We start from the raw sequence: 24,778 nt of genomic DNA, 5'->3' as shown, positions 1-24,778 counted from the left end.
TGCGGTCGGAGCGGCGCCACACGGTTACCGGGCCGGCGGAACGCGAACGCCCGTGGTCCTTCTCGACCTCCCGGTGACATGGGCAGCCGTACCGATCGTAAGGCCGCACCTCACCCCCACCAACTCGCAGACCATCCCAGGCGTACGGGCACGCGAACGCGACCCGGACTACTCGCCTGGCGTCGCCATCACCTCCTCCGTCCACCTCGAACACACCACGCCACTAGAGCCGGTCCGCTACGCCCGCGGCAGCAACCTCCTCGGCCTGCTCGACGCGCCGCTCGTCGACCCCGTGCCCGGCCGCTCCCGGCTACGAGTGAGACTCGCCGCCAGGGCCCGCAACGCCAGCAGTCCCTCACCACTCTCGCGGCAGCGGAGACCAACCCCTCCGCCATCCAGGCCGACCGGACCCTGAGCGTGCCCACGCAGCACATCGGCGACAGCGCCAACACCATCGCCAAAGTCGCCGACAACCAGCAGAAGATGTACGACGCCAAGCCGTCCCGAACCCAGCCACGTGCCATCACCGACGGCTTCCACTACGGCTTCGAAGACAGCTCGGGCATCAGCTGCGACAGCGCCGCCATCACCCGCGCCACCCAGCTGAAGCCCACCCACGGCATCACGAACGCCTGGCTGCTCCACACCCTCGGCGCAGACACCTCGCTGCACGACCACGTGTGGGACCCCGCCGCCCAGAACCTGGCCGGCGTCGCAAACTCCGCCAAGCCCTGACCCGCCAGAAGTCCGTCCGGAAGGGCGTGATCGGGTAGTCGCCGGGCCGTCACGAAGACTCGTGGCCGCCCGCCGACGCGAGTCCCCGACGCCGCACCGGACACCGAGAAGGCCCGCCCGCAGCGGCACGTGCAGCACTCTTGCTGCGAGAACGGAGCCTGTGGCTGACTGGCAGCGACTGCGAGGGGGAGCGGATGGGCGACTGGGTCGTGACCGCGGAGTACTACAGCGACGTGCACAGGACCGAGTTCATCTGCCGGGGGATGGAAACGAGAGAAGAGGCACTGACGGCACTTCGCGCGGCCCTCCCCACCTATGTACCGAGCAAGAACATCATCGAGAAGCGGCGCCAGGTGTACCGCTTCGCCGACCAGGAGACGTACCTGGTGGTGATCAAGGGCAAGTTGACGCAGTGGGAATGCACGCTGCGCATCGCGCAGCTCGTCTCCGACTCGACCGATCCGGCCGTGGCCAGGCGAGCGCAGCGGGAGCACGGGGCGGCAGAGGTGGCTGACGTGCCGCAGGACCGGATCCCGCCCGGCTTCTGAGCGACGGAGATCCTGTACGGCGACCGGCAGATCACGAAGGCCTTGGAACCTTTAGGGTGCGGGCTGCTGCGCCTTCGTGAGGAGCTCGTCGGCGTCGAGTCGGCGGTGAGCAGTCCGGGGGAGTGCGGCTTGTGCCGGACGGTGAGCCGAGGGTCGCCGGGCCCCGGGGTTGACCTCAAGATGCCCGTTGACCAGGCCCCAGACCAGGCGGTTCACCATGTCGAGCGCGGTCAGGCACCCGCTGCGGTGCGAACGGCTTGATGGACTGCGCGAGCCACGCGTCCGCCCCACAGGGAACGTGGCCCGGCGAAAGGGAGAACCTCGGCGTTGGGGCCAGGAGCGCGGGCGGCGATACACACGGCATCGGTGGGAGTGCCGGAGCAGTCGAAGCCCGCATCGAGCAGGGCCTGCACCTTCGCTTCGGTGGCCGTGGCCACCGCGTTGACCAGCGCGGCGTCGGTCAGAGCCACCGGTAGCGCCACCACGACGTTGATCGTGCCGGGCGCCACCTCCAAGACGGTGCCCTCCGGAGCGGCAGCCCAGCCGCGGACTCCGAGCCCCACGGTGGCGACGGCCTCCACACCGCCGTCGCAGGCGTGACCGTACGCCCGCACATCGGCGGCTGTCATGAGCCCGACCCCCGGCCCGTAGGCGCCGGCTTCACGGGCCAGCTCGGCAAGGTGACGATGTGGGTCGGTACGTCGGTAGCCGTGGAACACCTGGGCGTTGAGGACCCAGGAGCGCTCCCCGATCCCTCCGCCGAGAACGGCGCTGCTGACCATCCGCCAGCCGTCGCCAGCCCTCCACAGCAGGCTGTGCAGCCGCTCGCCGTCTTCGAGACGGGTCAGCTGCTGCACGGGCAGCAGGCCGACAGCCGGGCGGGGTGGGGGAATGGTGCTCATCGGGCAGGAACTCCTTGAACGGGTGGGCGCCGGCTGATCGTACGTGCTCGATCTGGGTGAATCGTGCCCGGTCACAGCGCCACGGGCCGCCAGCCGAAGAGGGTGGCGTTGAGGCGCCCGTCAGGCTCCCCCGTCTTGGCGGGCAGCCGCGCCCGGGCCTCGTGCGCGGATTGTGTTCAGTCGCTATCGGTCTGCTCTGGCTGGACTCGTGGAGGCAGTACACGTACCCGTTCGCGGCGTCGTCAACGCGACGTTGCAAGCAGCAGGCCCAAGGTTGAAGCGGGGACGGTGACCGTGTAGGGCGATTCGGCCGGTGCCGACCGGCCGGGCCCGGTGACAACGGTGGGGGCGCCGGTCACGGCGAACGACGTGCCCGCGGTAATTGCGGTCGCCGCGACCGTGAAGTAGCGCAGGGAGCCGTCACCGTACTGCGCAGCCACCCTCACCGAGCATGCGCGGGTGCCGGCGTGCGCACTGCGCACCGCGGTGACCGAGACCGGATGCGGCTGCGCGTTCGAGACAGGGTCGGGCCGTTTGACATCGTGGGCCATCGATTGCGCAAGCCGCGCCTGCGCAGTTGTGGTGTCGTGGTGCTGCTGCGCAGCCGGCGTGTTGATGAACATCTGCGCATTGCTGGCCGGGTCGGGAGCTGTCGCCGTGTCGGGCTGCGCAGTGCTCGGCTGGTCGTGCGCAGCCGCCACGGTTGGCGTCGGGGTGGCGGTGATCGCGACGGCCAGCGCGGCAGGGCCGCTATGACTGTCCACATCACGATCCGTGATAGGCCGCCCGGCGTCGCATCGCCTCCAGGCAGGGCGTCTGCGGCCACTGCGTCAGCACCTTCCTTGGGTGAGGCCTCGTGAACCTCCTGGACTGGGACGGATGTTGCTGGTCAGGGGAGCTGCTGGCCTGACCAGACCGTCGACCAGGTCAGGCTGACCACGGTCACGATGAGGACACAAATGGCGTGGTCAGGGCGTGGTCAGCCTGACCATCCCCTGACCACGGGCAGTGGTGTCGTGGGTGAGTGGGCACCGCCGCGTGTTTGCGCAGCGGAGTGTGCGCAGGCGCAGGGTGGGGCTGGTGTGGGTGTGCGCAGTTGAGGGTTCGGACCTGCGCAGGGCAGAGGTGCGCAACAGGCTGCGCAGTCCTGCGCATGCAGCGGTGCCGAGGCCTGTCCGGCGCTGCGCAACGAAGCCGACGGACCATCGCGCACCGTTCATGGTTGCGCAGCCCTTGTTGCGCATCGGGTCTGCGCGATACTGCGCAGGCTGCTTGCGCATTCGGGTCTGGGGCCGCGGTGTGGTCAGGGCGTGGTCGGCCTGACCACGCCCTGACCATGCTTTGACCACGGCCGACCACGGCGGATATTGCTCGGATTGTGACCGTGGTCGGCCTGACCTGGTCGATGGTCTGGTCAGGGCTGCTGGCTGTGCTGGCGGGCATGGATCTCGCCTGCGCGTGCGCACGGAAAAGCCCTGACCGCATCCCCCTCCGCGGCATGCAGCACGACCTAGCCGCAGCCACCTTCACGATGCGTGGGGGAGTGCAGTGAGCCACGGGGCGGGGATCCGCCGGGGCGTGATGGCGGCGGGGGCGGCGGATCGGTTCACCCAGATCGCCAACGCCCTGTTCCGGGACAGTCGTCTGTCTTACAAGGCGAAAGGGATCTTCGGATACATCAGCACCCACCAGGACGGCTGGCTGGTGACCGTCGCCGGGCTCGTCCGGTGTGGTCCGGACGGCCGGGACGCGGTGCGCACCGGGCTGAAGGAGCTGGAGGGTTGCGGCTACCTGCTCCGGAAACGCCTCAGGCGTAGCGATGGCACCCTCGGCGAGATCGTCTACTCGATAACTGAGCGCCCTGCGTTAGGCGACGCCTTCATGGCGCACACCGCCGCAGCAGTCCGCGCGCCGTCGACGCCCCCGGGCGGCGGGAGCGGCAGCGGTAGGGGCATCCGGCGCGGCGTGAAGGCCGGCGATCAGTTCACGCAGATCGCCAACGGCCTGTTCCGCGACACCCGCCTGTCGTTCAAGGCGAAGGGTCTGTTCGGACTGGTCAGCACGCACCGTGAGGGCTGGCGTATGACGGTCGCCGGTCTCGCTCGCTGCGGCCGGGAGGGCGTCGATGCGGTGAAGACCGGTTTGGAGGAGCTTGCGCGCTACGGCTTCCTGCAGCGTGAGCGTGAGCGCAACCCGGACGGCACCCTCGGCGCTGCGATGTACGTCATCACTGACCTGCCTGCCCTGCAAGACCCCACGTCACGACCAGAGTCGGGAAATCCAGGACTGGATAACCCTACGTTGGCTGACCGCCCCACAAAGAACACCATCGTTAAGAAGACCACCCAGCAGAACACCATCCCCCTCCCTCCGTGCCCCCGCAGCGAGCACCTTCGCGGCCCGGCAGCTGAGCCGCCCGCGGGCCCGGCCGCACCGGCGGCGCCAGATCCCGGCCCCGGCACGCGGCTGCTGCTGTCGATCGGGTCCGCCCACCCCGAACTGATGCTGCAGAAGAGGGCCTTGCGCGACCAGGGCCGGGTGGTGACTGCGATGCTGGACGCCGGCTGGAGCACCGGGCAGCTGCGCCGCGTCATCACCAGCCGCCCGCTGCCGGGCCGGATCCGCACCTCCGTCGACGCGATCGTCGCCGCCCGCCTGCGCTCCGCCCAGCTCTACCCGCCCCCTGCCGACAGCAGCCCTCCCACCGACCGGAACCAGGCCGCGCACACGCCGCAGCCCACTACGGCCTCAGCCGCCGACCGCACCGTCGACGAGGCGATCGCCTACCGGGCGCTCGTGGAGTGCTCGGGCTGCGGCATACCCGCCACCGCCCCCGGTCAGGACCTGTGCCCCGCCTGCCTGGGCTGGCCGCCATGCCGCACCTGCCCCGGACCGACTCCCCGGCGCGCCCACCCCGACGGCGACGGCTGCTGCACGACCTGCGCCTCCGCCCTGACCACGACCGGCCTCCTGGAAGCGAGCCTGTCATGACCCACACGTCCCGCACGCCCCCGCAGTCGACGCCCGGGCAGCTTCTGCGTCCTTTCGCCCAGGAGTCGCGACGGTGGGAGGAAGAACAGTCCCGTGTGCTGTGGCGGGGCCACATCTGCCCCGGCGCAGGATCCGCCGGCAGGTTCCGCCGGCAGGTTCCGCCGGCAGGTGTGAGCCCGCGCTTGTGGTGCAGCGCACCGGCTGGGCGTGGCTTGCCCGGACGATCCCCGAGGACGGCACACAGCCCCAACTCCCGCAGCAGATCGGCGTGGCCATCCCTAGTGCGACGCTGACGCAACGGCCAGCCTTGTACTGGCTGACCCGGCGCCCTGCGACCCGCATCGTCCTGACCAGCCACAGTGCCCCCTCGCTGCGGCTTTCCACGATGGCTGTGCGGGCTGTCAGCCTCCTTGCTGCGCTGTACCCGCTGATCAGCGGCATCCCCGCGGTCCTCGCGCTGGTGATGCTGCTCGCCCCACTGCTCATCGAGCATGTCCCTGACCGACTCGACGACCGGGCCGCACGGCACGTCCGCAGGGTCGAAGACGAAGCCGCCCGCCGCTACCTGCGGTGCCTTCCGGATGGGGCGTGCCTGCTGTCCAGTTGGACTGGGCGCCCCTTCGTTGTGTCGCTGGTGCGGGGTACTCGGTTTGGATGAATCTCAATAAGAGAATGCGATCTGTCCTGGTCGCGGTGGTGATCTACGTGGTTGCCGTATTGGCTCTGCGGTTCTCCGGGAGTGGCATCGACTGGTGGACGGCGCTAGCGATGGGCCTTGTCGTGACCCCGTTGGCGCTCTGGATGGCGTGGCTGCGGCGACGCTTTACGGAGCGAGCGGTTGAGTTCGGTCGGCGTAGGGCCTCGCCGTGGCCGGAGGAGCGCCGCCACTGAGGGCGGCGATCCTGGCGTCTCTTCGCTGGTGTGGCCGTCCCACGGGGCTCGCGGTCGGCGATGTCGACGCGCTCGACGTGCGTGAAGAGGCTGACGTGACGTGGGCTGATGTGCCAACTGGCTTGGTGGCCTTCGACGCTGTGGTTGACGCTCCGCCAGCCGGGTCGTCCATGTCGGTCGCATGGGCGAAGACGGCGTCGTCCGTCATGGCGGCGAGGAGCGCGACGAGGCGGGCATGTTCGGGGTACACGCCATCCGGCTCGGCCTCTACTCGGGCGTTGCGCTGTTCCAGCGCAACGCGGGCGCGAGCGGCGAACTTGGTGACGCCGCGAACACAAGGTCGCAACCGACGCCCGCATCGGCCCGATCGCCAACGACCTCATCATCCGGTTGGCCGCCCGCGACTTTCCCGGACGGCCAACCCGACAGACCAACTCGTGCTAAAACATGGCCTAGTTCCCGAGGCTAGGTGAATGACATGCAAAGCGAAAACAACGAAGAGTGGCTGGATGCAATCTCGCGCTGGCTTGTGAGTGCGGGTTTTGGCCGAGTCGATAGGAGCTCCGGAAATTCCGCAGAGGGAGTCAATATCCAGTTCAAAGGAGCAGCGTGCGAGGTCATCGTAGGAAGGGAGAGGCTCCAGTGGTACATTGGCGTCGCTCCGCGAGGCGGTGACCCCGTCATGCTCCCTAAGATCTGGTCCTGCTATCTCGATGGATTTGAACCTGATGCCAGCAGTGTAGAGCCACTGCAAAGCCAAATCGACTTTGTGTACAGTCGCTTGGGGGAAGTGGCTGAAGCGGTGGAGCGAGACCCTGAGGTCGGAAACAAGCTTCTGGCGATGAATCGCAAACTCATGATGGCTAGACTGAGGCTGGGACCTGACATGAAAAGAATTGAGCCGGATTCTTGACCTCGAGTGCATTCTGTCCCGGCTGGGTATCTCCGCGGTAGATGCCCCTTCGACGTCTTGCCAGGTATGGGAGTGGCCTTTGCATAGCTTCTGTCCCATCGCGCAGATGACGGCCTCAGTGACCTCTCCGGCTTCCTCCTGGACCTTGAGTAATGGGAGGAGGATTCTCTGTCCGAGGGGGAGGCCGGATGGGCGTTCGAGGCGTTGCGTGAGGCGGGAGATGGTGTTCCAGGGGTGACTTGATCAGCGGTCATTGACGAGGGCGACGAGGTCGGTGAACTGGCCGTCGGCGTTGACCGCGTCCTCGTGGGTGCCCTGTTCGATGACTCGTCCTTGGCCCATGACACGGGTGTGGTCGGCGGGTCGGGTGTTCTCCAGTTGATGGGTTACGACGATCGTCATGCGGTGCGGGGCCAGGCGCCTGATCTGGGTGAACATTCAATGCCCGTCGCGGGCGTGCATCGGCGAGGTGGGTTCGTCGAGCATCATCGGGGGCGTTTGCCGGTACAGCGCGCCCGCATACGAGCAGCTGCCACTGGCCTCCCGACAGTTCGGCGCCTCCCCACAGTTCGCCGGTGAGCAGGGTGTCGAGCTGATTGGGCCGCTTCTCGATCTCGTCGCGCGTGCCCATGGCGACTGGACGGCAAGCGCTCGAGTGTTAAGGGGCTGGCCGGAGATGTGTCGGCCGGTCGTGGAGGCGCCGGGCGCGGATGAGCTGCTGGATGACCGTGGTGCTTTCGTCGGGGTGTGGGTGCAGGTCGATGGCCTCGACGCGGAAGCCGTACTCGGTGAGCAGGTGCTCCCACAACTGCGGTGCCAGGACCCACATCTGAGTAGGCAGGGGCGGGTCGTCCCGCAGCAGGATCGCCTGCTCACGCGACGCCGCTTCCATGGATGGACCGCGGCCGTGCAGGTCGGTGTGCAGGAGCGAGAGGATCAGCGGGGCTCCGGGGAGAAGGCCGCCGCGCAGTGCTGGCAGTGAGCGGCGCGGGTCGATGAAGGCGAGTGACCCGATCGCGTACGCGGCGTCGAACGGCTCGGCTCCGGCCAGATACTGGGTCACGTCCGCTTGGACGAACTCCACGCCGTCCACGTCCGCGTGGGCGCCGACGGCGCGTTCGTGCTGGGCCGGGGACAGCTCGATGGCGGTGACGCGCGCCCCGTGTGCCTGAGCGAGATGGACGGCGTGGTGGCCGGCTCCGGAGCCGATGTCCAGGACGCGGCGGCCGGTGACGTCGCCGAGGACTTCTGCTCCCGGTCCGACCCCTTCCCAGGGCGTCCAGGCGAGCCGTTCGGGGACGGGTGGGGTGTAGGCACGGGTCAGTTGGCGCTGGCCGTAGATCTGCCAGGCCCGGCTGTTGGTGTCCTCGGCGGGCACGGTTGCCTCCTGGTGGGCGGGTGTTGAGGGGTCAGGTGTGGGTGATCAGGTAGGCGGGGCCCTCGCCGCGGCGGGCTCGTTCGATGGCGTCGAGGCGGGCGAAGGTGCGCGGCGTCATCAGCTCTTTCCAGGTCGCGAGGTTGTGGACGGCCCACATGTCGTGTTCCGCGGGATCGAGCCGGATCCGGCCGAGCTGCTCGGCGGTCAGCTGCCCTCCGTCGAAGATGAGCCCCATCTTGTTCAGCGGCAGCCGGGGCCCGGCGTGCAGGAAGTGCGTCAGGAGCAGGGTCGGTGCGTTGAGGGCGAGTTCGAGTCCGGTCTCCTCGGCCGTCTCCCGCCGGGCGGTCTGCAGCGGGTCCTCGCCTGGGGAGTCCAGGTTGCCGCCCGGGCACTGCCAGGGTCTCGAGCCGTAGACCGAGCGGAGCTGGACCGGCCGGTCATGCTCGTCGCGGATGTACAGGCAGCCGTACACCGTGTGGTGGGGGACCGTCTGCGCATACTCATCGGCCGTCATCGGCATGGGGCGGCCGGGCCGGGCAGGTCGGTGGTCGAATGCGAGGGCGAGGACGCCGAGGGCTTCCTTGGCCGGTGGGTAGATGCGGCGGAGGTTGGCGAGCAGCTCGCTGGGCGGCCCGGCCGGGTCGATGCGCGCGGCGTCCTCCGAGCGGAGCAGGTCCTCGAAGGAGGGGTACGGGGTGATCCGCTGTACGAGGACGTCGAGTTCCCGCCCGGTATCCCGGTCGTGGAAGACGACGGTGTCTCCGACGCTGATGTCGCGCTTGTGCGCGGTGGCCACCCTTACTTCGATCGTCTTGCGCCCTGCTTCCACTTGGCGGTAGTACCGCCCGAGCAAGTGCATGTGGTGCTCGTGTGGCTCGTTTCCGGCCGACGGGCTCGGGACGTCTGGGAGCGCCTGCTGGATGTTGTCGGGCATACATGCCTCCGTTCGATGCATTGCGACCGTCGCGGTCGTGGGGCTGCGACCGGCCATGGAGCGGTGGCTGCGCTGCTGTGTCTCCGGATCGGAGTGGATGGCGAGGAAAAGGACGAACCGGTCGGCGAGCTAAGGCAGTTCGATCGGTCCGTAGCGCGCGTGCGGTTGTTGCCGCATCAGCGCGTCGTACCGGTCCGCTGCTGAGAAGTGCCAGAACTCGGTTGCGTAGTTCGTAAAACCCGCGCTCTCCATGGCGTGGAGTAGCAGCGTGCGATGGTGGCGCGCGTGATCGCTGAGGTTCGGAGCGTGCGTGAAGCAGGCGCCGCCGCTCTCCTCCGGGGAGGCATTGACACGGGTGCCGAGATCGAGTTCGTGGCCGTCTTGGTCGACGAGGGTCACGTCCACGGCCGCGCCCGCGGAGTGAGGCGCGATCTCCGGCGGCGACACGTATCGGCTGGCGGCCTGATGGAGCTGCTCAGCTGTCCAGCCGGGCTGAGCGGCGGCCAACTCGTTGTGGTAGTCGGTGAAGTAGCGCTGCTGAAGGGAAAGTGGCCGGTAGCCCTCGATGAACAGCAGGTCGGTGCCGGCGGGCAGGAGCGAGCGGGCGTGCTGCAGCCGGGCCAGGACACCTTCGCGGACGTGGGCGAACGCGCCCAGCGGATCCTGCTTGCGGGGATCGACACGGAAGTCGTGGTCACGGATGTCGACGAGCGGTTCCTCGCTCTCGAGCACGGGGATCGCGGCGACCCGTGGATCGGACATCAACACCAGAGGGTTCATCGCGTTTCTCTGTGACAGTTTGGACTGCGGTGGCGGGGTGGGGGAGGCGGAGGCCAGATCGGTTTCGCGCACAATTTGCGCGATGGTGTCCTGCAGCGTGCTGTCGGCCGGGATCACGGTCTCGAGACCGCCGGGCAGGAGATCCATCTCGCGGTACCAGGAGGTGAGGTGGCTGTCGGTGACCTGCGCCAGGTATGCGGCGTCCGCCTTCGATGCGTGCCGGATCAGCGTCGCCTCCAGCGGCACGTCCAGGTAGTAGCAGCGGGAGAGACCGCGGTGGTCGCGGACCAAAGACGTGATCATGTGGCTGTAGCGGTCGGCGTACAGGATCCCTTCGAGCACCACGTGAAAGCCGGCGTTCAGTGCTTCGCGTGCGATCCTGCCCAGCAGGGCGATGTTGGCGCCGCGGGCGGTGTCGTGTTCCCTGAGCACGTTTCGGCGGATCATGTCCTGGCCCACGATTGCGACACCGCGGCCGTAGTGATCTCGCAGTCCCTGGGCCGCGCTTGACTTGCCTGACGCCGAGTTGCCGCGGATCACCACGAGGCGGGTGTCCTCACGTCCGACCGCAGTCGCAGTCGGCACGCGACGGTGTGCGCGCTTCGTTGTGCCGGTCATGAGGGCCAGCCCGTCTCGCTGTACAGCTCCCCGTTCTGGATCTTTCCGATGGCTACCCGGGTGTAGGAGACGAGGTTGTCGGGGAGCGCGGCAGGGTCCCAGAATTTCCACTCGGTGCACTTGTCCGGCTCGCGCAGCTCCGGCTCGCCGCTCCAGGCATGGGCGCGGAAGAACAGGCCCATGCGGGGCTGGTCTCCGGCCTTGTCGATGTGGTGGACGACGTGGACGAGTTCGACGTCCTGGCGCTCGATGCGTAGGCCTGCTTCCTCCCGTGCTTCCCGGATCAGGCAGGCGATGGCGCTCTCCTGCTCGCAATGGCCGGCCAGGGCGTGCCAGGTGGATGGCGCGAACGTGGAGTTGGGGTGGCGCAGCCCGAGCAGCACCGTCCCGTCGGAGCGCTCCAGGTAGAGGTGGACGCCGATGATGTTCAGGACCGTGCCGTTCGGTGAAGCCGGGTGAAGCTCCTCGGGCGAGGAGAGCCCGCTCTGCGGTGCGGTGGTGGCCGGGCGGCTGGCGGCGTGGCTCCGTACGAGGTCGCTCGTGGTCTCGGCGATGCGGAGGCGGTGGAGGTCGGCCGGAGCGAACCAGGCCAGCATCACCCCTTCCGTCAGGCGCAGTTCGCGTGGATCGCCGTTCCATCGGCCCGCGTAGATGGCGATGGGTACGACCGTGCCGGCGTCGTCGGAGGCGTACTCGGTGCCGAATGGGGTCAGATCTGCGATATCGAGGCCGGCTTCCTCGGCCAGTTCGCGCCGCACTGTGTGTGCCAGGGTGGGGTCCCGGGGCTCTCGGCCGCCGCCCAGCAGGGACCACATGCCTGGCTCCCAGATCTCGCCGGGAAAGTAGTCGCGCAGGTGGAGCAGGTACTCGCCGCGGTCGTTGTAGATCAGGGCGGAGGCGTTGGCCGTCTCCGGTTCGACCTGGAGCGGAAGCTTGAGGAGCTTTTCGCGCAGGGAAAGGGAGGCCGCTCTGTCCGCGGGCCGCCACTCGATGCCGCCGATCTCCTCTTCCTGCAGCATCACCTTCACCTCGTTCGCGGTGTGCAGGCGGAAGAGGAACCGGAAGTCGAAGTGCTGGTGGCCTGGTTCGTCTTTGCCCGGGTTGGCGTCGATGTCGTGGATGTCGATGTCGACTGGCATCGTCTCGTAGCCGGGCCACGGCGTGACCGCCTGGGGCGGGATCCCGGTCTCCTCGTGCAACTCCCGCAGCGCCGCTGCTGCCAGGCACTGGTCGGTGGTCTCGGTATGTCCGCCAGGAGCGAGGACCTTCCCGCTCGCCAGGTGCAGCACATGCAGGACGCGGCCGAGCGGGTCGATGACGATGGCGCCGCAGGTGACATGTCCGGTGTACGTGGAGCGGCTCGCGATCTCGTCGCCGGTCCGGTGGAGGGCATCCAGGAGTGCGCCGAGCTGTTCGCGCTCGTGAGGGTGGCGGGCGAGGTAGGCATCGACGGTGGTGCGGATGTGATCGTGCGACAACGGCATGGGGCTACCTCAGAGGGCGTGGAGCGGGAGGAGTTGAGGTGAGGGTGGGCGGGTCGGGTCAGCTCAGCCGCATCCCCTCCGTCGGGATCTCCTCGACGGCGGCGGTGCGAGCGAGGGGAAGTCCCCACCGCTTGCGTGCCGTCTCCGCCGCGAGCTGGGCTTGCCGCGCTCCCGGCGGGCCCCATCCCAGCAGCGCGGCTGCCTGGGCAGGCGTGGCGAGCAGGCGGGCGAAGGGGTGGCCGGTGGCGGTGTCGACGGCCGCCGGGCCGATGGCGGTGACCCGGGCGGCCAGGCGGAGCCTCGCGTTGGGTCCCACGCAGCCGTACACCTCGCCCGTCTCGTCCAGCACCCAGCCCAGTCGCACCGGATCGGCCAGGGTGAGCTGGGCCTCCTCGGCAGCTTCGCGGTACAAGGTGTCCTCGGGTGTCGCGTCGGTCGTTTCCACGGTGCCGCCGGGCAGCATCGGCAGTGCGCCCCGCGGGCTGGGGTCGGCCACGACGACGACCCGGCCGTCGGGGACGAAGCACCACGCCCAGGCTTGCTGTACGGGCAGCCGCTCGGGCAGGGGACCGCGGTGAAGAGGGCTGTCCCACAAGGGCTTGTAGCGGACGTGGACGTCATGGCGATCCAGCGCCGGGACGTCGAGGATGTGCCGGCCGTCGGCGAGGTGAGCGGTCGCGGTGTTCCCGAGCCGGGCACGGTAGGCGGCAAGCATGATCTGCCCGTCCACCGGGCGCAGCTTCTGCACCGCGTCCCGGGTCGCCAGGAAGGCGTGCGCGGATAGCTCCTCGCGCGGCAGGCGGATCGCCTTCACCTGGTCGGGGGTGAGTGTTCCCCCGTCGAAGACGAACCGGACCTCGCCAGGGCAGGGCGTGCCGGGCTGAAGGTCGGAGTGGTGTGGGGAGAAGGAGTGGACGGCGAGCACGGCCGACAGGGGCAGATCCAGGCCCAGTTCCTCGGTGATCTCGCGCCGGCAGGTGACGTGCGGGTGCTCGCCGGCTTCGACCACGCCCCCGGGCAGCAGCCACGACTCGTCCTTGCGGTAGGTGGGGTGCACCAGCAGGACCCGTCCGACCTCGTCGGTGATGATCGCGGCGACCCCGATCCACGCCGCATGCCGGTTCGCGGCGTACTGCGCCGCTGGCACAGCGGCACGCGATGTGACGTGATCCGAAGGGGGGAGGGGAGAGGGCACGTATCTCTGCCTTTCGCGACGGTGGACGGGCGAGCACGCAGCACGGAGGAGTAAGCGGTGGCCGGGAGGTACCGCCGTTCATCGGGTGTCGCAGCTCCCCGGGTTGGTGGGGCGCGCAGTGCTGCCGGGCACGAGCGGCCAGTCCACGGTGATGCGGGTGTGCTTCTTGGCGAACACGTGTGGTTCGTGGTCCGTGCCTGCCGGGCCGGGGGCAGCGGTGGGGCGAGCGGTGATGAGGGGGCAGCGGGCGCCGCGGTGGTTGAGTTGCCAGTACTGGACCTGCTGGGCCATCTCCTGCGCGGAACGGTGTCCGTGGTCGCCGTAGCCGTGGATGACGAACTCGTAGCGGCCCTTGCCGTCGTCCCCGTCGCCGATGCGCTCGGTGGCCAGCTGGGCGAGGGAGCTCCCGCGCACGATCGTGGCGGCGGGCCAGTGCTTCGGCGGCGGGTGGAGGAGCTTGTTGTCGCCTTCGGGGTCGGCTTCCAGTCGGCAGAAGCCAGGCAGGGCGCCGGCGAGGTAGAGGGTGAGGGCGTCGAAGGGTTCCTGTCCGCCGACCGTGACGTTGGTGCGGGTGACGGTCGGCTCGCGGGTGAGGGCGGGGGCGAGTTGGTCGACGGGCAGTGGGGTGCCGTCTTCCCAAGACAGATGGATGCCGGTGCCGGGGACGGTGCGGCGGTTCGACGTCCATGCGCCGTCGCCCTGCATGGCGACAAAGCCGCAGATGATGAGCGGCTCGTCGCTGTGCAGGGTCCCGTTATTCTTGGTCAATCCGATGGCCCAGTGGTAGCCGTGCAGACGCAGCGGTGCGACGAGGCGGCCGCCTTCGGCCAGGGCGTCGATCCAGGGCAGGTCCCAGGTGTCGACGGTGACCACGATGGCGTCGAAGCCGCCGTCCGGAACCACACTGGCGGGCAGGTGCTCGGCGTCGGCGGTGACCACGCTCACCTGGTCGTATCCGGCCTGGGGCAGGAAGCGGCGGGCCCGGTCAGTGACGGCGGGGTCGATGTCGAGGGTGGTGATGTGACCGGTCGGACCGACGAGTTGGGCGAGGAGAGCGGCGTTGTAGCCGCCGGAGCCGATTTCCAGAACGCGGTGGCCGGCCCGGATGCGGGCGGCTTCGAGCATCTCGGCCTGCAGCCACGGCGCGGAAATGGAGCTGGTGACCCGGCCGTCGTGGCTGTGTCGAGTCGGGACGATGTCGTTGGCGTATGCAGCGGGAAGGGGGATCTCGGGGGCAAAGGCGTGCCGGGGCACGGTGCGGAAGGCGTGCTCGACTGCGGCGGAGCGGATATGGCTGTCGGCGCGGAGTCGCTCCACGAGCTGGTGGCGAAGCTTGCTCGCGTCGCCGAGTTCGGTTGCCGGCGAACTCGTCACGGCACTCCTTTCCGGGTTCCTTGGACGGGAACATGCTGCGAACGGAGCATCAGGAGCGGGCCGGTGTCTTGGTCCAGCAGGCCGGTGGCCCTGGCGCGGGCCCGTTGATGGTGGTCACGGGGTGTCCCCGCTCATCTGGCGCTGCAGCTCCCACAGGGTCCGGAACAGCCCTGGCTGCTGGGTGAGCTCGGCGTAGGTGCCCTCCTGGACGATCCGCCCTTCGTTCAACACCACGATTCGGTCGGCGACGGCGACGTTGGTGAGGCGGTGCGTGATCAACAAGATGGCGCGGTCCTTGGCCAGTTCGCGCAGACCGGCGAAGATCCGGTGCTCGGCCCGGGCGTCGAGAGCGGCCGTGGGCTCGTCCATCACCAGCAGCGCCGCCTGCCGGTGGAACGCTCGGGTGAGAACGAGGCGCTGCCACTGCCCGCCCGAGAGCTGCTGCCCGCCGAACCACTCGCTGGTCAGCAGGGTGTTCAGGCCCGAGCGCAGGCCCGGCAACATCTCTGAGGCGCCGGACGCCTCGCAGGCGGCGAGCAGGGCCGCGTCGCTGGTGTCGCCCTGCCCGAAGGTGATGTTGTCGCGCATCGTCAGCGGCAGGTACGTGAACTTCTGCGGCACCAGCGCGACATGCTTCCACGACTCCCACGGGTCCAAGTCCGCTGTGGAGGCGTGGTCCCAGGCCACGTCGCCTTCGGTGGGCAGCAGCAGTCCGCACAGCAGGCGCGAAAGGGTCGTCTTGCCGGAGCCGTTCTCCCCGACGAGCGCCACGATTTCCCCGCGCCGCACGTGCAGAGAGATGCCGCTCAAGCTGTCTTTCGGGGCGCCGTCGTAGCGGTAGGTGACGTCGCGGACCTCGAAGCGCTCCGGGGCTGCGATCACGGGAGTGGTTCCGCGGGAGTCTGCCATGGCCTGGCCGTGGGCGTTGTCGAGGAAGTTCTGCCAGTCCTGCACGTACCAGCCGGTGCGTACCAGGCGGGCCCCGCCGTTGATGATGGCCCGCACCGAGCTGGTGGCCGTCTGGAGAGCGAAGACGGCTCCGCCACCGGCGGCCAGGCTCATTCGGCCGGAGGCCAGGAGCCACAGCAGCGCCGCCCACACCGCAGTTGAGGCGAGTCCGCCGGCCACGGCTCCGGCCAGGCCCATCCAGGCCCCGGTGTTCGCGGCCGTGCGTTCGGCCGCGTTGACCGAGGCGGCCAGCTTCCGATAGCGGCCGATCAGGAAGGGACCGGCCAGGCACGCGCGCATCTCCTCGCTGGATTCCGTGTAGGCCATGTGCCAGCGCAGTTTGCCCAGCATCCGGCGCCGCCCGGAGGTCTCCAGGGCGGCGAGGTAGAGCACACGTGCGGAACGGATGTATGCGGCGGCCTGCGGCAGGCACGCGAGGAAGAGAAGGGGCAGGAGCAGCGGGTGCAGGACGGTCAGGACGGCGGCGCCAGCCGTGAGCGTAGCGATCGCCGCGAGGACGTCCTGCGCTTCTTCGACGAGGTCGGGGGTGACCTGGGCGCCGCGGTCGGCGATGTCGTAGGCGTCGTTGTAGCCGGGCTTGTTGTTGGCGGCCAGTTCGGCGCCCAGTGCGGCCTCGATCATCGTCAGCTCCGCTGCCCGGCTGAGCACCGGGCGCAGACGGCCGGTCAGCCAGACGACGGCGATGCCCAGCAGTGCGCGCAGTCCGGTGGCGGCGGCGATCACGGCCAGCTGGGGGGCTGCGTCCCACAGCCGCTCGGTGATGCCGCCCGAGGAAATGAGGGCGGTGATCGTACCCGTGACGGCCAGAAGGCCCAGGGCCGTGAGGATGCCCGTTGCGATCTGGCACACCAGCAGGCCGATGGTCGCGCCGCGGTCCACCCGCCAGGCCATCCGCACCGAGCTCCGCACGAGCGAGGGCAGCCGTCGCGCCATGGTGCGGGAGGTCAGCAGGGAGCCGGCTTGGAGCCTGGATTTGTCGCGGAAGAGGTACTCCTCCTCTCGAACACCGGCTTGCTGCGGTTCGCCGTCCGGCGCGCTCCCCTTGGGTGGTTGCGGCGGTTGGTCCTGCGTAATGGCCGAGGTCATCGTTCCCCCTAGGACGGTCGCTGCGGCTGAGTCGTGAGGTTTAACGACATGACTGCGGTATCGAACACACGTCATTCGGTCGTGCTGGGAAGCCTGGAATCTTCTGCGTTCGCGGACTTGGCAGGCGCCCGATCCCTGGTCTGGCTTGGAGTGGCTGTGAGCGGGAAATGGCCGAAACGCCGACACGGCCAAACCGGGTGGGCATGTACGGCCGGGCATGATGGGGCGGCCTTTCGGAACTGGTGTTCGGGCATGCTCTGGGAGGCTGGGGAGGGAGACGATCCCGATGGAGGAAGGGCGCGTGTACGACTGAGCATCCTTGGATCCGGCGGCCGCGTGGAGCAGCTCCGCACAGCATGCGCACCAGATCGAGCGGGAATCAGCGGAGAACCAGAATGACGTGCGCCTTCCTGCGCCGGGGAGGCTGCCGCTGGGAGCTCAGAAGTGGTCCGGCAGCCAGGGTTCGTGTTGGATCGTCCCGATGAGTCGGCTGAGCGCGGTGTCGGTTTTGGCTGTTACTCCCGCCAGACGGGCTGCGGCCGCTGTCCGGTAGCCACCGGCGTACCAGACGGCCAGTTGCCGCCGGGTCAGCTGGACTTCAGCAGGGGCGTGAGCCTTGGTGAGTTGTCCGTCTCCTGCTTTCACTTCGAGTACGTAGCGCTCCCAGGTCTGGCCGTCCTCGCTTTCAATTTCCAAGGGCAGCGTGGTGCTGAGTTCTTGCGGCCAGCCCCGTAGGCGCACGGCTTCGACCACGTCGAGGATGCGCAGCATCCAGGGGTGCCATGCTTCCGCGGTGGGCCGGTACCGGTGGAGGGCGTGCAGCAGCGCCGGGTACGGAGGGAGGGCGGAGCGCCGGAAGTGGATGGATGGGGCGCGGGTGTGGTGGCTGGCGAGGAACGCCATCATCTCGGCGACGGTGGGTGCGTCGGCGGCCCAGAAGTCGTGCACGGTCAGCTGCATGCCGTGCGGCTCGCGGCGTTTCATGGTGAACGACAGCAGCCCCGTGGGGGACTGTGCGGGGCCGAACCGGTATGTGGTCAGCTGCTGCTTGCCGTCGATCCAGCTCGGCCACCAGTGCGGGCGCTCGACGGGGCCGTTCCATTGCCGGGCGAGACGACGTTGCAGGGCGTCGGCTTCCGCCGTACGGCCGTACTCGATCGGCATCGACGAGCGGGTGAAGGCCCGTTTGAGGTCGTCGGTGGCGATGGACCACGCGAAGACGGGGATGGGGGATTCCCAGCCGAGGCGGCGGACGTATCCGCCCGACGTGGTCCACAGTGTGGAGATCACCGCCCCCTGTGCGCGCAGGTGGCGGAGACGTTCGGCGAGCATGTCGGCGGAGAGGCGGGCGCCGCGCTCCTCGGGGGCGACGCACCCGGCGCTGAGCAGGGCGGAGGGCACCGGGGCCCCGCCGAAGAACTGCGGGACGAGGAGCCCCAGGCCCCCGGCGATGACGCGCCCATCGCGGACGGCGACGCGGATGTCCGCGTGCGGGCGCAGGCGGGTGATGTCGCCCACCGGATGGCCGTAGCTGCGGGTGGCGAGGGTGTCGTACTGCTGCCGCAGCTCGTCGTCGGCAGCCACAATCCGGACCGCATTCGGCATATCGCCTTCCCCCTTTCAGTAGTTGGTGCGCTCGCGCACGGCATCGGCGTCGATGGGGACGAAGAAACTGCGCGTAAAGGTCACGACGGCCGTGCCGTCCTGGTTGTGGCCACGGGTGCGGCTGGTGACGATCCCGGTGTCCGGGCGGCTGTGGGACAGGCGTCTGCCGATGATCTCCGTTTCCGCATACAGGGTGTCGCCCACGAACACGGGGTGGGTGAAGCGGACTTCGTCGAACCCCAGGTTGGCCAGGGTCAGGCCGCTGGTGCTGCGGACGGTCATCGCGCCGACGATGTGAAGGGTGATGCTGCTGCACACCAGGGGCCTGCCCCATGCGGTGAGGGTGCTGTATTGGGCGTCGGTGTGGATCGGGGCGTCGTTGCCGCCGAGTGTGGTCATCACGACGTTGTCGGCCTCGGTGATGGTGCGTCCGGGCCGGTGCTCGATGACTACGCCCTCGCACAGCTCGTGGTAGCCGAGACCGACGACCTCGCGGTAGCGGCCTTCGCCGATCCGCCGGTACCCCGCAGGTGCCGGAATGCTGATGCTCACGCGCTCACCTCGCGAGGCGTACGGCCGGCGGCGCGGGCCAGCAGGGTGCGGGCGGCCGCGACCATGGGCGGTCCGATCATCTGTCCGTCGACTCGGACGATGCGGCCCGCAGCTTCTGCAGCGGCGGCGACGATGGCGCGGGCGTCTGCGATCTGTTCCTCTGTGGGAGTGAACACGGAGGTGACGACGGGGAGTTGGTGGGGGTGCACGCAGCACTTCCCGGCGAAGCCGAGGGCTTTGGCCCGTTCCGATTCGTGCCGCAGCGTCTCCAGCGCGTCCAGGTCGAAGAACGGGGAGTCGATGGCGAGGATGCCTGCGGCGGCGGCGCTGGTGACGAGCGCGGACCTGGCGTGCTGCAGGGCTTCCCAGGTCTGGGCGCAGCCGGTGGCGGTCGCGTAGTCGGCCGTTCCGAACACCACGCCGGCGATGCGGTCGGCCCGCACGATCGACGGCAGGGCCTCCAGTGCGCGTGGGGTCTCGATCAGCGCGTACAGGTATGGCGTGTAGTCGGACGCGTCGAGGGTCCCCGCAGCGATCTCGATGTCCCGGGCTGAGTCGACCTTGGGGATCAGCACCAGGTCCGGCCGGACCGGGTAGTCGGCGATGGCGGCCAGGTCAAGGATGCCGTCACGTGTGGTGGGGGAATTGATCCGGATCCCGAGCACGCAACCGGAGCCTCCTGCGGGAGCAGTGAAGAACGCGGCGGCGTCCTGGCGGGCCTGCGGCTTCGCCGCAGCGGGGACGGAGTCCTCCAGGTCGACCAGGGCGACGTCCGCGCCGCAGCCGTGCGCTGCCGGGAACCGGGAGGGGGTGTGCGCGGGCGTGACGAACCACACCCCGGCTGGGGCAGGTGTCTGCGTCATCGGCCGGCCTCCAGTGAGGCCAGGCTGCGTGCCGCGTCCGGGATGACGTCCTCCTGCCCCGCGATGACCCGAAGCCGGCCGAGCTCGACGAAGACGTCCCAGGGGTGCACACCCTCGCTTTCCGCCGCGGCCAGGACAGGCTTCTTGAATCCGGAGAACACCCCGGCCAGCCCGGAGACGAGACTGGTGGAGTCGATCGTCGGCGGGGCGGGCATCAGCGTCCGCTCGGCGAGGTCGGCGGCGTCGGCCAGGCGCCGCAGGTCGATTCCGGTCCGGTGGCCGTAGCGCTCCAGGACGGCCACGAGGACCTCCAGCTGGGTGTTGCCCGCGCCCGCGCCGAATCCGCGCGCGCAGGCGTCGATCGTGCGGGCGCCCGCCTCCACGGCCGCGACCGAGTTCGCCACGGCCATCGCGAGGTTGTTGTGCCCGTGGAACGCCACCGGCACGTCAACTGCCGCGGTGACAGCGGTGATCCGGGCGGTGACGTCGTCGGGCAGGAAGTGGCCGGCGCTGTCGAAGAGGCACACTGCCTGCGCGCCGTATCCGGTCATCAAGGCGCACTGCTCGGCGAGTTCGCCGGGAGATGCCATGTGGCTCATCAGCAGCACGCCCTGGGCCTCGGCGCCGAGCTCACGGATGGCCCCCAGGTGACGTTCGGTAACACTGGCCTCGGTGCAGTGCGCGGCCACGCGCACGACGTCCACGCCGAGGCGGACGGCGTTGCGAACATCTGCGGTGGTGGCCCAGCCGGGCAGCATGAGGGTGGCCAGCCTGCTGTGGGCGCAGGCTTCGCGGGCGGTAGCGAGCATCTCGTCGTCGCTGAGCCTGGTGCGGCCCACTTGGAGGGAGGAGGCGCCGATCCCGTTGCCGTGGCCGACCTCGATGACGGGGACGCCGGCCGCGTCGGCCGCTGCGGCGTAGGTGCGGATCTGCTCGGCATCCAGCTGGTGCCGTACGGCGTGCTGGCCGTCGCGCAGGGTGGGGTCGTGCACGGTCACCGTGGTCTGGGCGGTCATCGGGCGAGATCCTTGAGCGCGGGGGCCTGGGCGAGGGCGTGCTGCTCGGCCGTGTAAAGGGCGGCGGCGCTGATCACTTCGAGGTTCCCGGCGTGGACCGGCATCCGGTTGCGGGTGGCGGTGACTTCCGCGATCACACGGACCGTGTCGCCGGTGACGGTGCATGAAGTGATCCGGTAGCCGGGAACGACGGTCCGCATGGCCGACGCAGCGGCCTCCACGACGTCACGGGCCCGGGCCTGCTCCACCCCGGGGGCCACCAGCGACATGGCGATGCGGAACGGCGGCGGGGGTTTCGCTGCGGAGATGTTCAGCATGGCCTTGACCGCTCCGGTCTGCGTGAGCTGGCGGATGGCGGCTTGGGTCGTGTGCACGTACTCGTCGAGGTTGATCCGGCTGGCCCGGCCCACGCTGGCGCTGGCGGCGGTGGCCACCATCTCCACGTACTGCGGCCGGTAGTGCTGGGCGAGGGCGTAGAGGACGGGCAGTGAAGCCTGGCCCCCGCAGGAGATGAGGCCGATGTGCTGGTGACGTGCGGCCTGGTCGCCGTTCACGGCCGGCACGATCAGCGTGCCGGCGCTGGTGGGGGTGAGGTCGATGAGCACGGCGCCGGTGTCGGCGAGGCGTGTCCAGTGCTCGTGGTGCTCGAAGGCGTTGGTGGCGTCGAAGACGATGTCGAAGCTCTGGTCCGCTTCGAGCAGGGCGGCGATGCCGCCCGCTGCGGTGGGGCAGCCCAGTTCGGCGGCCTGGGCCAGTCCGCGGCTGTGGTGGGTGCGGCCGACGACGAGCCCGCAGTTCAGATGCGGGGAGTGGTGCATGCGCTCGACCAGGTCGAGTCCGAGTAAGCCGGAGCCGAGGACGGCCGCGTTCATGGTGTTCGATGGCATGGGTGTTCCCTGTGTGGGTGGCGGGTCATACTGCCTGGACATGGACTGAGGGGAGCCGGGTTGACGTGGCCCGGAAATGTGTGCCGGGGGTCAGTGGGAGGCTCGCGTGCACCGATCCGGCCAGCACGATGTCCCCGGCTCGCAAGGTGGTGCCCAGCACGGGCAGACGCTGCGTCAACCAGACCAGCGCCTTGAGCGGGTCCCCGAGAATGTCCCGCCCCTGCCCCGCGGCGACTGATACGCCGTCGGCCTCCACCCGGATCTGCTCGGCGGCTGCGTCCCAGTCCGGATCGAAGGGGACGGGGTTGCCGGTGATGACTCCGGCGCAGGCGGCGTTGTCGGCGACGCTGTCGACCAAAGTGATGTTCCAGTCGGCGAAGACGGTGTCGAGGACCTCGAACGCGAGGAACACGTCGGCGACGGCGCAACGGACGGTGCGAAGGTCGCAGGGCCCGGCCAGGTCGCGACCGAGCCGGAACGCGAACTCCGTCTCGATCCTGGGGTTCCTGAAGCCGTCCGCCCGCAGCTGGGTACCGCTGGCGGCGACCATGCCGTTCAGGACGACTCCGGAGTCGGGCTCGTCGATGCCCATCTGGTGCTGCATGGCAGCCGAGGTCAATCCGATCTTGTGACCGGCAATGCAGGAGCCTGCCGCGAGCCGCTCCGCGACGTTGATCCATTGGATGCGGTAGGCGTCCTGAAGGGTCAGACCGGGGAAGCGTTCGGACAGGTGCCGGACGGGCGGCCCGGTTCGGGAGGCGTCGGCCAGCTCCCGGGCCAGATCAGCCAAGGCGTTCTCGTCCGTTTCAGGCCCGATCGTCTGGCCGGCACGATGGCCTTCGGCGCGCGCTGGGCTGGCCATCGTCTACCTCCGCGGGTGAGCCTGATCCGTTTGCCCGCTCGCGGCATGGCGCGCGGCGAGCACCGGCAGGAAGTCGGCGTACCGGCCGCCGAGACCTGCCACATCGGCGTCCGACTCGAGGAACGCAATACGGTCCAGCTCCGGGGTGCGCCCCCGGGCCGCCTCCGCAGCGGCGAGCTGCTCGTACTGCTCGACAATCGCCTCAGCGGGGCAGGCGGGGGCGCGGAAATGCACTCCCACGTTGCCCTTGTCGCCACGGGTCACCGTCCACAACTTCAGCTCTTCGAAGGCGACTTTGCGCCCGACCTCCTCCACAAGCTCTTGCGCGGCGTGCCGGCGCAGGCACTCCACGTCCAGAGCGGCGCCCGCTTGCTGGGGCGGCTCGATCGTTCCCCCGGGCAGCTGCCAGCGTCCGGAATGCGCGGTGGACGAGGCCATCCGCCCGACGAGCAGGCGCCCATCGTCGGTGGGCTGCGCTACGGATACGAACACCGATGGGGCGGGCACGGCGTGGACCGGGTCAAGGCGAAGCAGGTACAGGCGGTAGGTCGCCCGATACCAGGTCACCAGCAGCGTCTGTGGGTCCGTCCACTCCAGACCCGCGCACACCACGGTGGGCCCGTCGAACAGCGACGGGTTTGCCGCAAGGGCCGCTTCCCATCTGCGCGTCATGGCTGCTGTCTGTACATCGGTGAGCCGGGGAGGGGCCGTCTCCTCCAGGAGCAGGTGGCGGACACGGGGAAGCTCAACGGCGGGAGACTGCATCTGGCTGGGCAACAAAGCCTCCTGAATCTGATCGGTCACGGCCAGGAGATCGTGACGCGGGAGTGCGGCCGGTCGATGACCCGGCCCGCGGGGAGTTGCTCGTCCGGCGTGCCGGCCGGGTAGACCTCGATGTGCGCGCGATCGCCGCGGTGGTCGCTGTTCCACGTCTGTATCTCCGCTACCAGCCGCTCGGCGACTTCCCCGCCGCGGGGCCCGTGTCCGATGGCGCCCAACTCGAACCGGTTGGGGTCGTCGGTGGGCCGCACGGTGCGGTAGGCGAAGCTGTCGCCGACGACGAGCGTGGGGAGACCGAGCGGGGAGGCAGAGGCGACGAGGCCCCGTTTACGGGCTGCGGGCTTCGCGGCCATGAGGGGCAGGTCGTCCAGGGCGGTGGCCAGCCAGAGGTCCACGTGTTCGTTGGACTCGTCGCCCGCGAGCGTCACGCCGGACCACGCGTCGCGGCGGGGCATTCGCAGCACTTCGGCCAGGGCTTTGGTGTCCGGCGTGGGGTGGTCGTCCAGGCGCAGGGCGATTTCTTCCTCCTGAACGTCGTGGAGGACGGCCAGCCGCATGCGGTTCTCGCCCCCGCCCTGCATGGGGACGTAGCCGCACCGCTCGAAGCCGTCGCTGACCAGCCGGTCATCGTCACGGACGAAGGCGATGGTTCGCGTCATGCCGCGCATCCGCAGGGGCACGACGAGTCAGCCGCCCGTCGTGAGCTGGTGCACCCAGGTGGTGGGGATGTCGGCTGCCTGGACGGTGACGATGATGCGGTCGAAGGGCTGGAAGTCGGTTGCGCCGCCCCCGCCGTCACCAGTGAGCACTGTGACGTTCCGGTAGCCGGCGCTCTTCAGGAAGTGGGTGGCTCGCTGAGTGACCTCGGGGTCGATGTCCATGGTGACGACGCGACCGTGGTCGCCGACCAGTTCGGCGAGGTAGGCAGCGTTCACTCCGCCGGAACCGATCTCCAGGACGTTCATGCCGGGGTGGATGTCGGCCTGCTCCATCTGCAGGGCCTGGATGCGGGGGGCCGACACGGAGCTGATGTCCATGCCGTCCGCGTCGGTCTTCGTGACCAGCGCGGACTCGGCGTCGTAGCTTTTGGCCATCGTTGCTTCGGGAGCCGCAAGGTGCCGGGGCACCTTGCGGAAGGCCGCTACCACGCGCGGGCTGCGGGCGGCGCCGCTCTCGATGAGGTGCTGCACCATCGCGTCGCGCAATTGCTGTTCGGACGGGGAGAAGTTCGGGGGGCTGTCGGTCGTCATGCCGGGGCCGGTATTCACGTGCGATCTCCTTCTCGGCGCCCGCGAGCCGAGGGGTAGCGGGCTGATGATGGGGCGCCCGGCACAGGGGCAGTTCCTTCTCCTTGTGGGGAGGTGAGTTGGACTGTCGTCCCCGTGCCGGGCCGGTGTCCCGCGTTCGGCAACGGG

Annotated in this window: 23 protein-coding genes; 4 read left to right on the top strand and 19 right to left on the bottom strand. The window is 69.3% G+C overall.

Going from position 1 to position 24,778, the window contains the following annotated elements:
* Positions 1-417: 417 nt before the first annotated feature.
* Together ACIHIX_RS24575 and ACIHIX_RS24570 are read left to right on the top strand one after the other, a co-directional pair.
* Entirely contained in the window at positions 418-735 is a 318-nt protein-coding gene (locus ACIHIX_RS24575; RefSeq protein ID WP_399959574.1) for a hypothetical protein, read from the top strand.
* A gap of 194 nt (positions 736-929) precedes the next feature.
* Entirely contained in the window at positions 930-1,283 is a 354-nt protein-coding gene (locus ACIHIX_RS24570) for a hypothetical protein (RefSeq protein ID WP_399959572.1), read from the top strand.
* A gap of 230 nt (positions 1,284-1,513) precedes the next feature.
* Here ACIHIX_RS24570 and ACIHIX_RS24565 read toward each other — a convergent pair whose 3' ends face one another.
* Together ACIHIX_RS24565 and ACIHIX_RS24560 are read right to left on the bottom strand one after the other, a co-directional pair.
* Positions 1,514-2,185 carry an adenosylcobinamide amidohydrolase gene (locus ACIHIX_RS24565; RefSeq protein ID WP_399959570.1) on the bottom strand — a complete coding sequence of 224 codons (672 nt, stop codon included), beginning with the start codon at positions 2,183-2,185 and terminating at the stop codon, positions 1,514-1,516.
* Between the two features lie 242 nt (positions 2,186-2,427).
* Positions 2,428-2,949, bottom strand: coding sequence for a hypothetical protein (locus tag ACIHIX_RS24560; protein WP_399959568.1), 522 nt, complete (start codon positions 2,947-2,949; stop codon positions 2,428-2,430).
* Between the two features lie 817 nt (positions 2,950-3,766).
* On the opposite strand from ACIHIX_RS24560, the gene ACIHIX_RS24555 reads away from it, so the two are divergent.
* Together ACIHIX_RS24555 and ACIHIX_RS24550 are read left to right on the top strand one after the other, a co-directional pair.
* Complete coding sequence (locus ACIHIX_RS24555; RefSeq protein ID WP_399960195.1) at positions 3,767-5,176, top strand: hypothetical protein; 1,410 nt, start codon at positions 3,767-3,769, stop codon at positions 5,174-5,176.
* 184 nt (positions 5,177-5,360) lie between these two features.
* Complete coding sequence (locus ACIHIX_RS24550) at positions 5,361-5,834, top strand: hypothetical protein (RefSeq protein ID WP_399959567.1); 474 nt, start codon at positions 5,361-5,363, stop codon at positions 5,832-5,834.
* Positions 5,835-7,223: 1,389 nt separating this feature from the next.
* Here ACIHIX_RS24550 and ACIHIX_RS24545 read toward each other — a convergent pair.
* From ACIHIX_RS24545 to ACIHIX_RS24465, 17 genes are all read right to left on the bottom strand, one after another.
* Complete coding sequence (locus ACIHIX_RS24545; protein ID WP_399959565.1) at positions 7,224-7,382, bottom strand: hypothetical protein; 159 nt, start codon at positions 7,380-7,382, stop codon at positions 7,224-7,226.
* 256 nt (positions 7,383-7,638) lie between these two features.
* Positions 7,639-8,358, bottom strand: coding sequence for a class I SAM-dependent methyltransferase (locus tag ACIHIX_RS24540; protein WP_399959563.1), 720 nt, complete (start codon positions 8,356-8,358; stop codon positions 7,639-7,641).
* Positions 8,359-8,389: 31 nt separating this feature from the next.
* Complete coding sequence (locus ACIHIX_RS24535) at positions 8,390-9,292, bottom strand: NUDIX domain-containing protein (RefSeq protein ID WP_399959561.1); 903 nt, start codon at positions 9,290-9,292, stop codon at positions 8,390-8,392.
* Positions 9,293-9,421: 129 nt separating this feature from the next.
* A complete protein-coding gene (locus tag ACIHIX_RS24530) occupies positions 9,422-10,690 on the bottom strand; it encodes a M15 family metallopeptidase (RefSeq protein ID WP_399959559.1) in 1,269 nt (422 codons plus the stop codon).
* A complete protein-coding gene (locus ACIHIX_RS24525) occupies positions 10,687-12,174 on the bottom strand; it encodes an NUDIX domain-containing protein (RefSeq protein WP_399959557.1) in 1,488 nt (495 codons plus the stop codon). Before ACIHIX_RS24525 ends, ACIHIX_RS24530 begins: the two co-directional genes overlap by 4 nt.
* Before the next feature lie 58 nt (positions 12,175-12,232).
* Positions 12,233-13,321 carry an NUDIX domain-containing protein gene (locus ACIHIX_RS24520; RefSeq protein ID WP_399959555.1) on the bottom strand — a complete coding sequence of 363 codons (1,089 nt, stop codon included), beginning with the start codon at positions 13,319-13,321 and terminating at the stop codon, positions 12,233-12,235.
* A gap of 126 nt (positions 13,322-13,447) precedes the next feature.
* On the bottom strand, positions 13,448-14,743 hold the full coding sequence (gene fxlM / locus ACIHIX_RS24515; RefSeq protein WP_399959553.1) for a methyltransferase, FxLD system: 1,296 nt from the start codon (positions 14,741-14,743) through the stop codon (positions 13,448-13,450).
* A 114-nt stretch (positions 14,744-14,857) separates the two neighbouring features.
* Complete coding sequence (locus ACIHIX_RS24510; protein WP_399959551.1) at positions 14,858-16,798, bottom strand: ATP-binding cassette domain-containing protein; 1,941 nt, start codon at positions 16,796-16,798, stop codon at positions 14,858-14,860.
* Between the two features lie 438 nt (positions 16,799-17,236).
* Complete coding sequence (eis, locus tag ACIHIX_RS24505) at positions 17,237-18,382, bottom strand: enhanced intracellular survival protein Eis (protein ID WP_399959549.1); 1,146 nt, start codon at positions 18,380-18,382, stop codon at positions 17,237-17,239.
* Between the two features lie 36 nt (positions 18,383-18,418).
* Complete coding sequence (locus tag ACIHIX_RS24500; RefSeq protein WP_399959547.1) at positions 18,419-18,955, bottom strand: MaoC family dehydratase; 537 nt, start codon at positions 18,953-18,955, stop codon at positions 18,419-18,421.
* Positions 18,952-19,818: an HpcH/HpaI aldolase/citrate lyase family protein gene (locus tag ACIHIX_RS24495; RefSeq protein ID WP_399959545.1), complete on the bottom strand. Its 867-nt coding sequence runs from the start codon at positions 19,816-19,818 to the stop codon at positions 18,952-18,954. Before ACIHIX_RS24495 ends, ACIHIX_RS24500 begins: the two co-directional genes overlap by 4 nt.
* Positions 19,815-20,834 carry a 4-hydroxy-2-oxovalerate aldolase gene (gene dmpG, locus ACIHIX_RS24490; protein WP_399959543.1) on the bottom strand — a complete coding sequence of 340 codons (1,020 nt, stop codon included), beginning with the start codon at positions 20,832-20,834 and terminating at the stop codon, positions 19,815-19,817. Before dmpG ends, ACIHIX_RS24495 begins: the two co-directional genes overlap by 4 nt.
* Positions 20,831-21,721: an acetylating acetaldehyde dehydrogenase gene (locus ACIHIX_RS24485; protein ID WP_399959541.1), complete on the bottom strand. Its 891-nt coding sequence runs from the start codon at positions 21,719-21,721 to the stop codon at positions 20,831-20,833. The genes dmpG and ACIHIX_RS24485 overlap by 4 nt, the downstream gene beginning before the upstream one ends.
* 25 nt (positions 21,722-21,746) lie before the next feature.
* Positions 21,747-22,583, bottom strand: a complete 837-nt coding sequence (locus ACIHIX_RS24480; protein WP_399959539.1) for a 2-keto-4-pentenoate hydratase — start codon at positions 22,581-22,583, stop codon at positions 21,747-21,749.
* 3 nt (positions 22,584-22,586) lie between these two features.
* A complete protein-coding gene (locus ACIHIX_RS24475) occupies positions 22,587-23,387 on the bottom strand; it encodes an NUDIX hydrolase (protein ID WP_399959537.1) in 801 nt (266 codons plus the stop codon).
* Positions 23,384-24,022, bottom strand: coding sequence for a hypothetical protein (locus tag ACIHIX_RS24470; RefSeq protein ID WP_399959535.1), 639 nt, complete (start codon positions 24,020-24,022; stop codon positions 23,384-23,386). The genes ACIHIX_RS24475 and ACIHIX_RS24470 overlap by 4 nt, the downstream gene beginning before the upstream one ends.
* 27 nt (positions 24,023-24,049) lie before the next feature.
* Entirely contained in the window at positions 24,050-24,613 is a 564-nt protein-coding gene (locus ACIHIX_RS24465; RefSeq protein WP_399959533.1) for a methyltransferase domain-containing protein, read from the bottom strand.
* Positions 24,614-24,778: the final 165 nt, after the last annotated feature.

Origin of the sequence: Streptomyces sp. NPDC051913, from assembly GCF_044593635.1 — a bacterium.
Taxonomy (GTDB): domain Bacteria; phylum Actinomycetota; class Actinomycetes; order Streptomycetales; family Streptomycetaceae; genus Streptomyces.
This window is presented reverse-complemented; position numbering and strand designations above follow the sequence as displayed.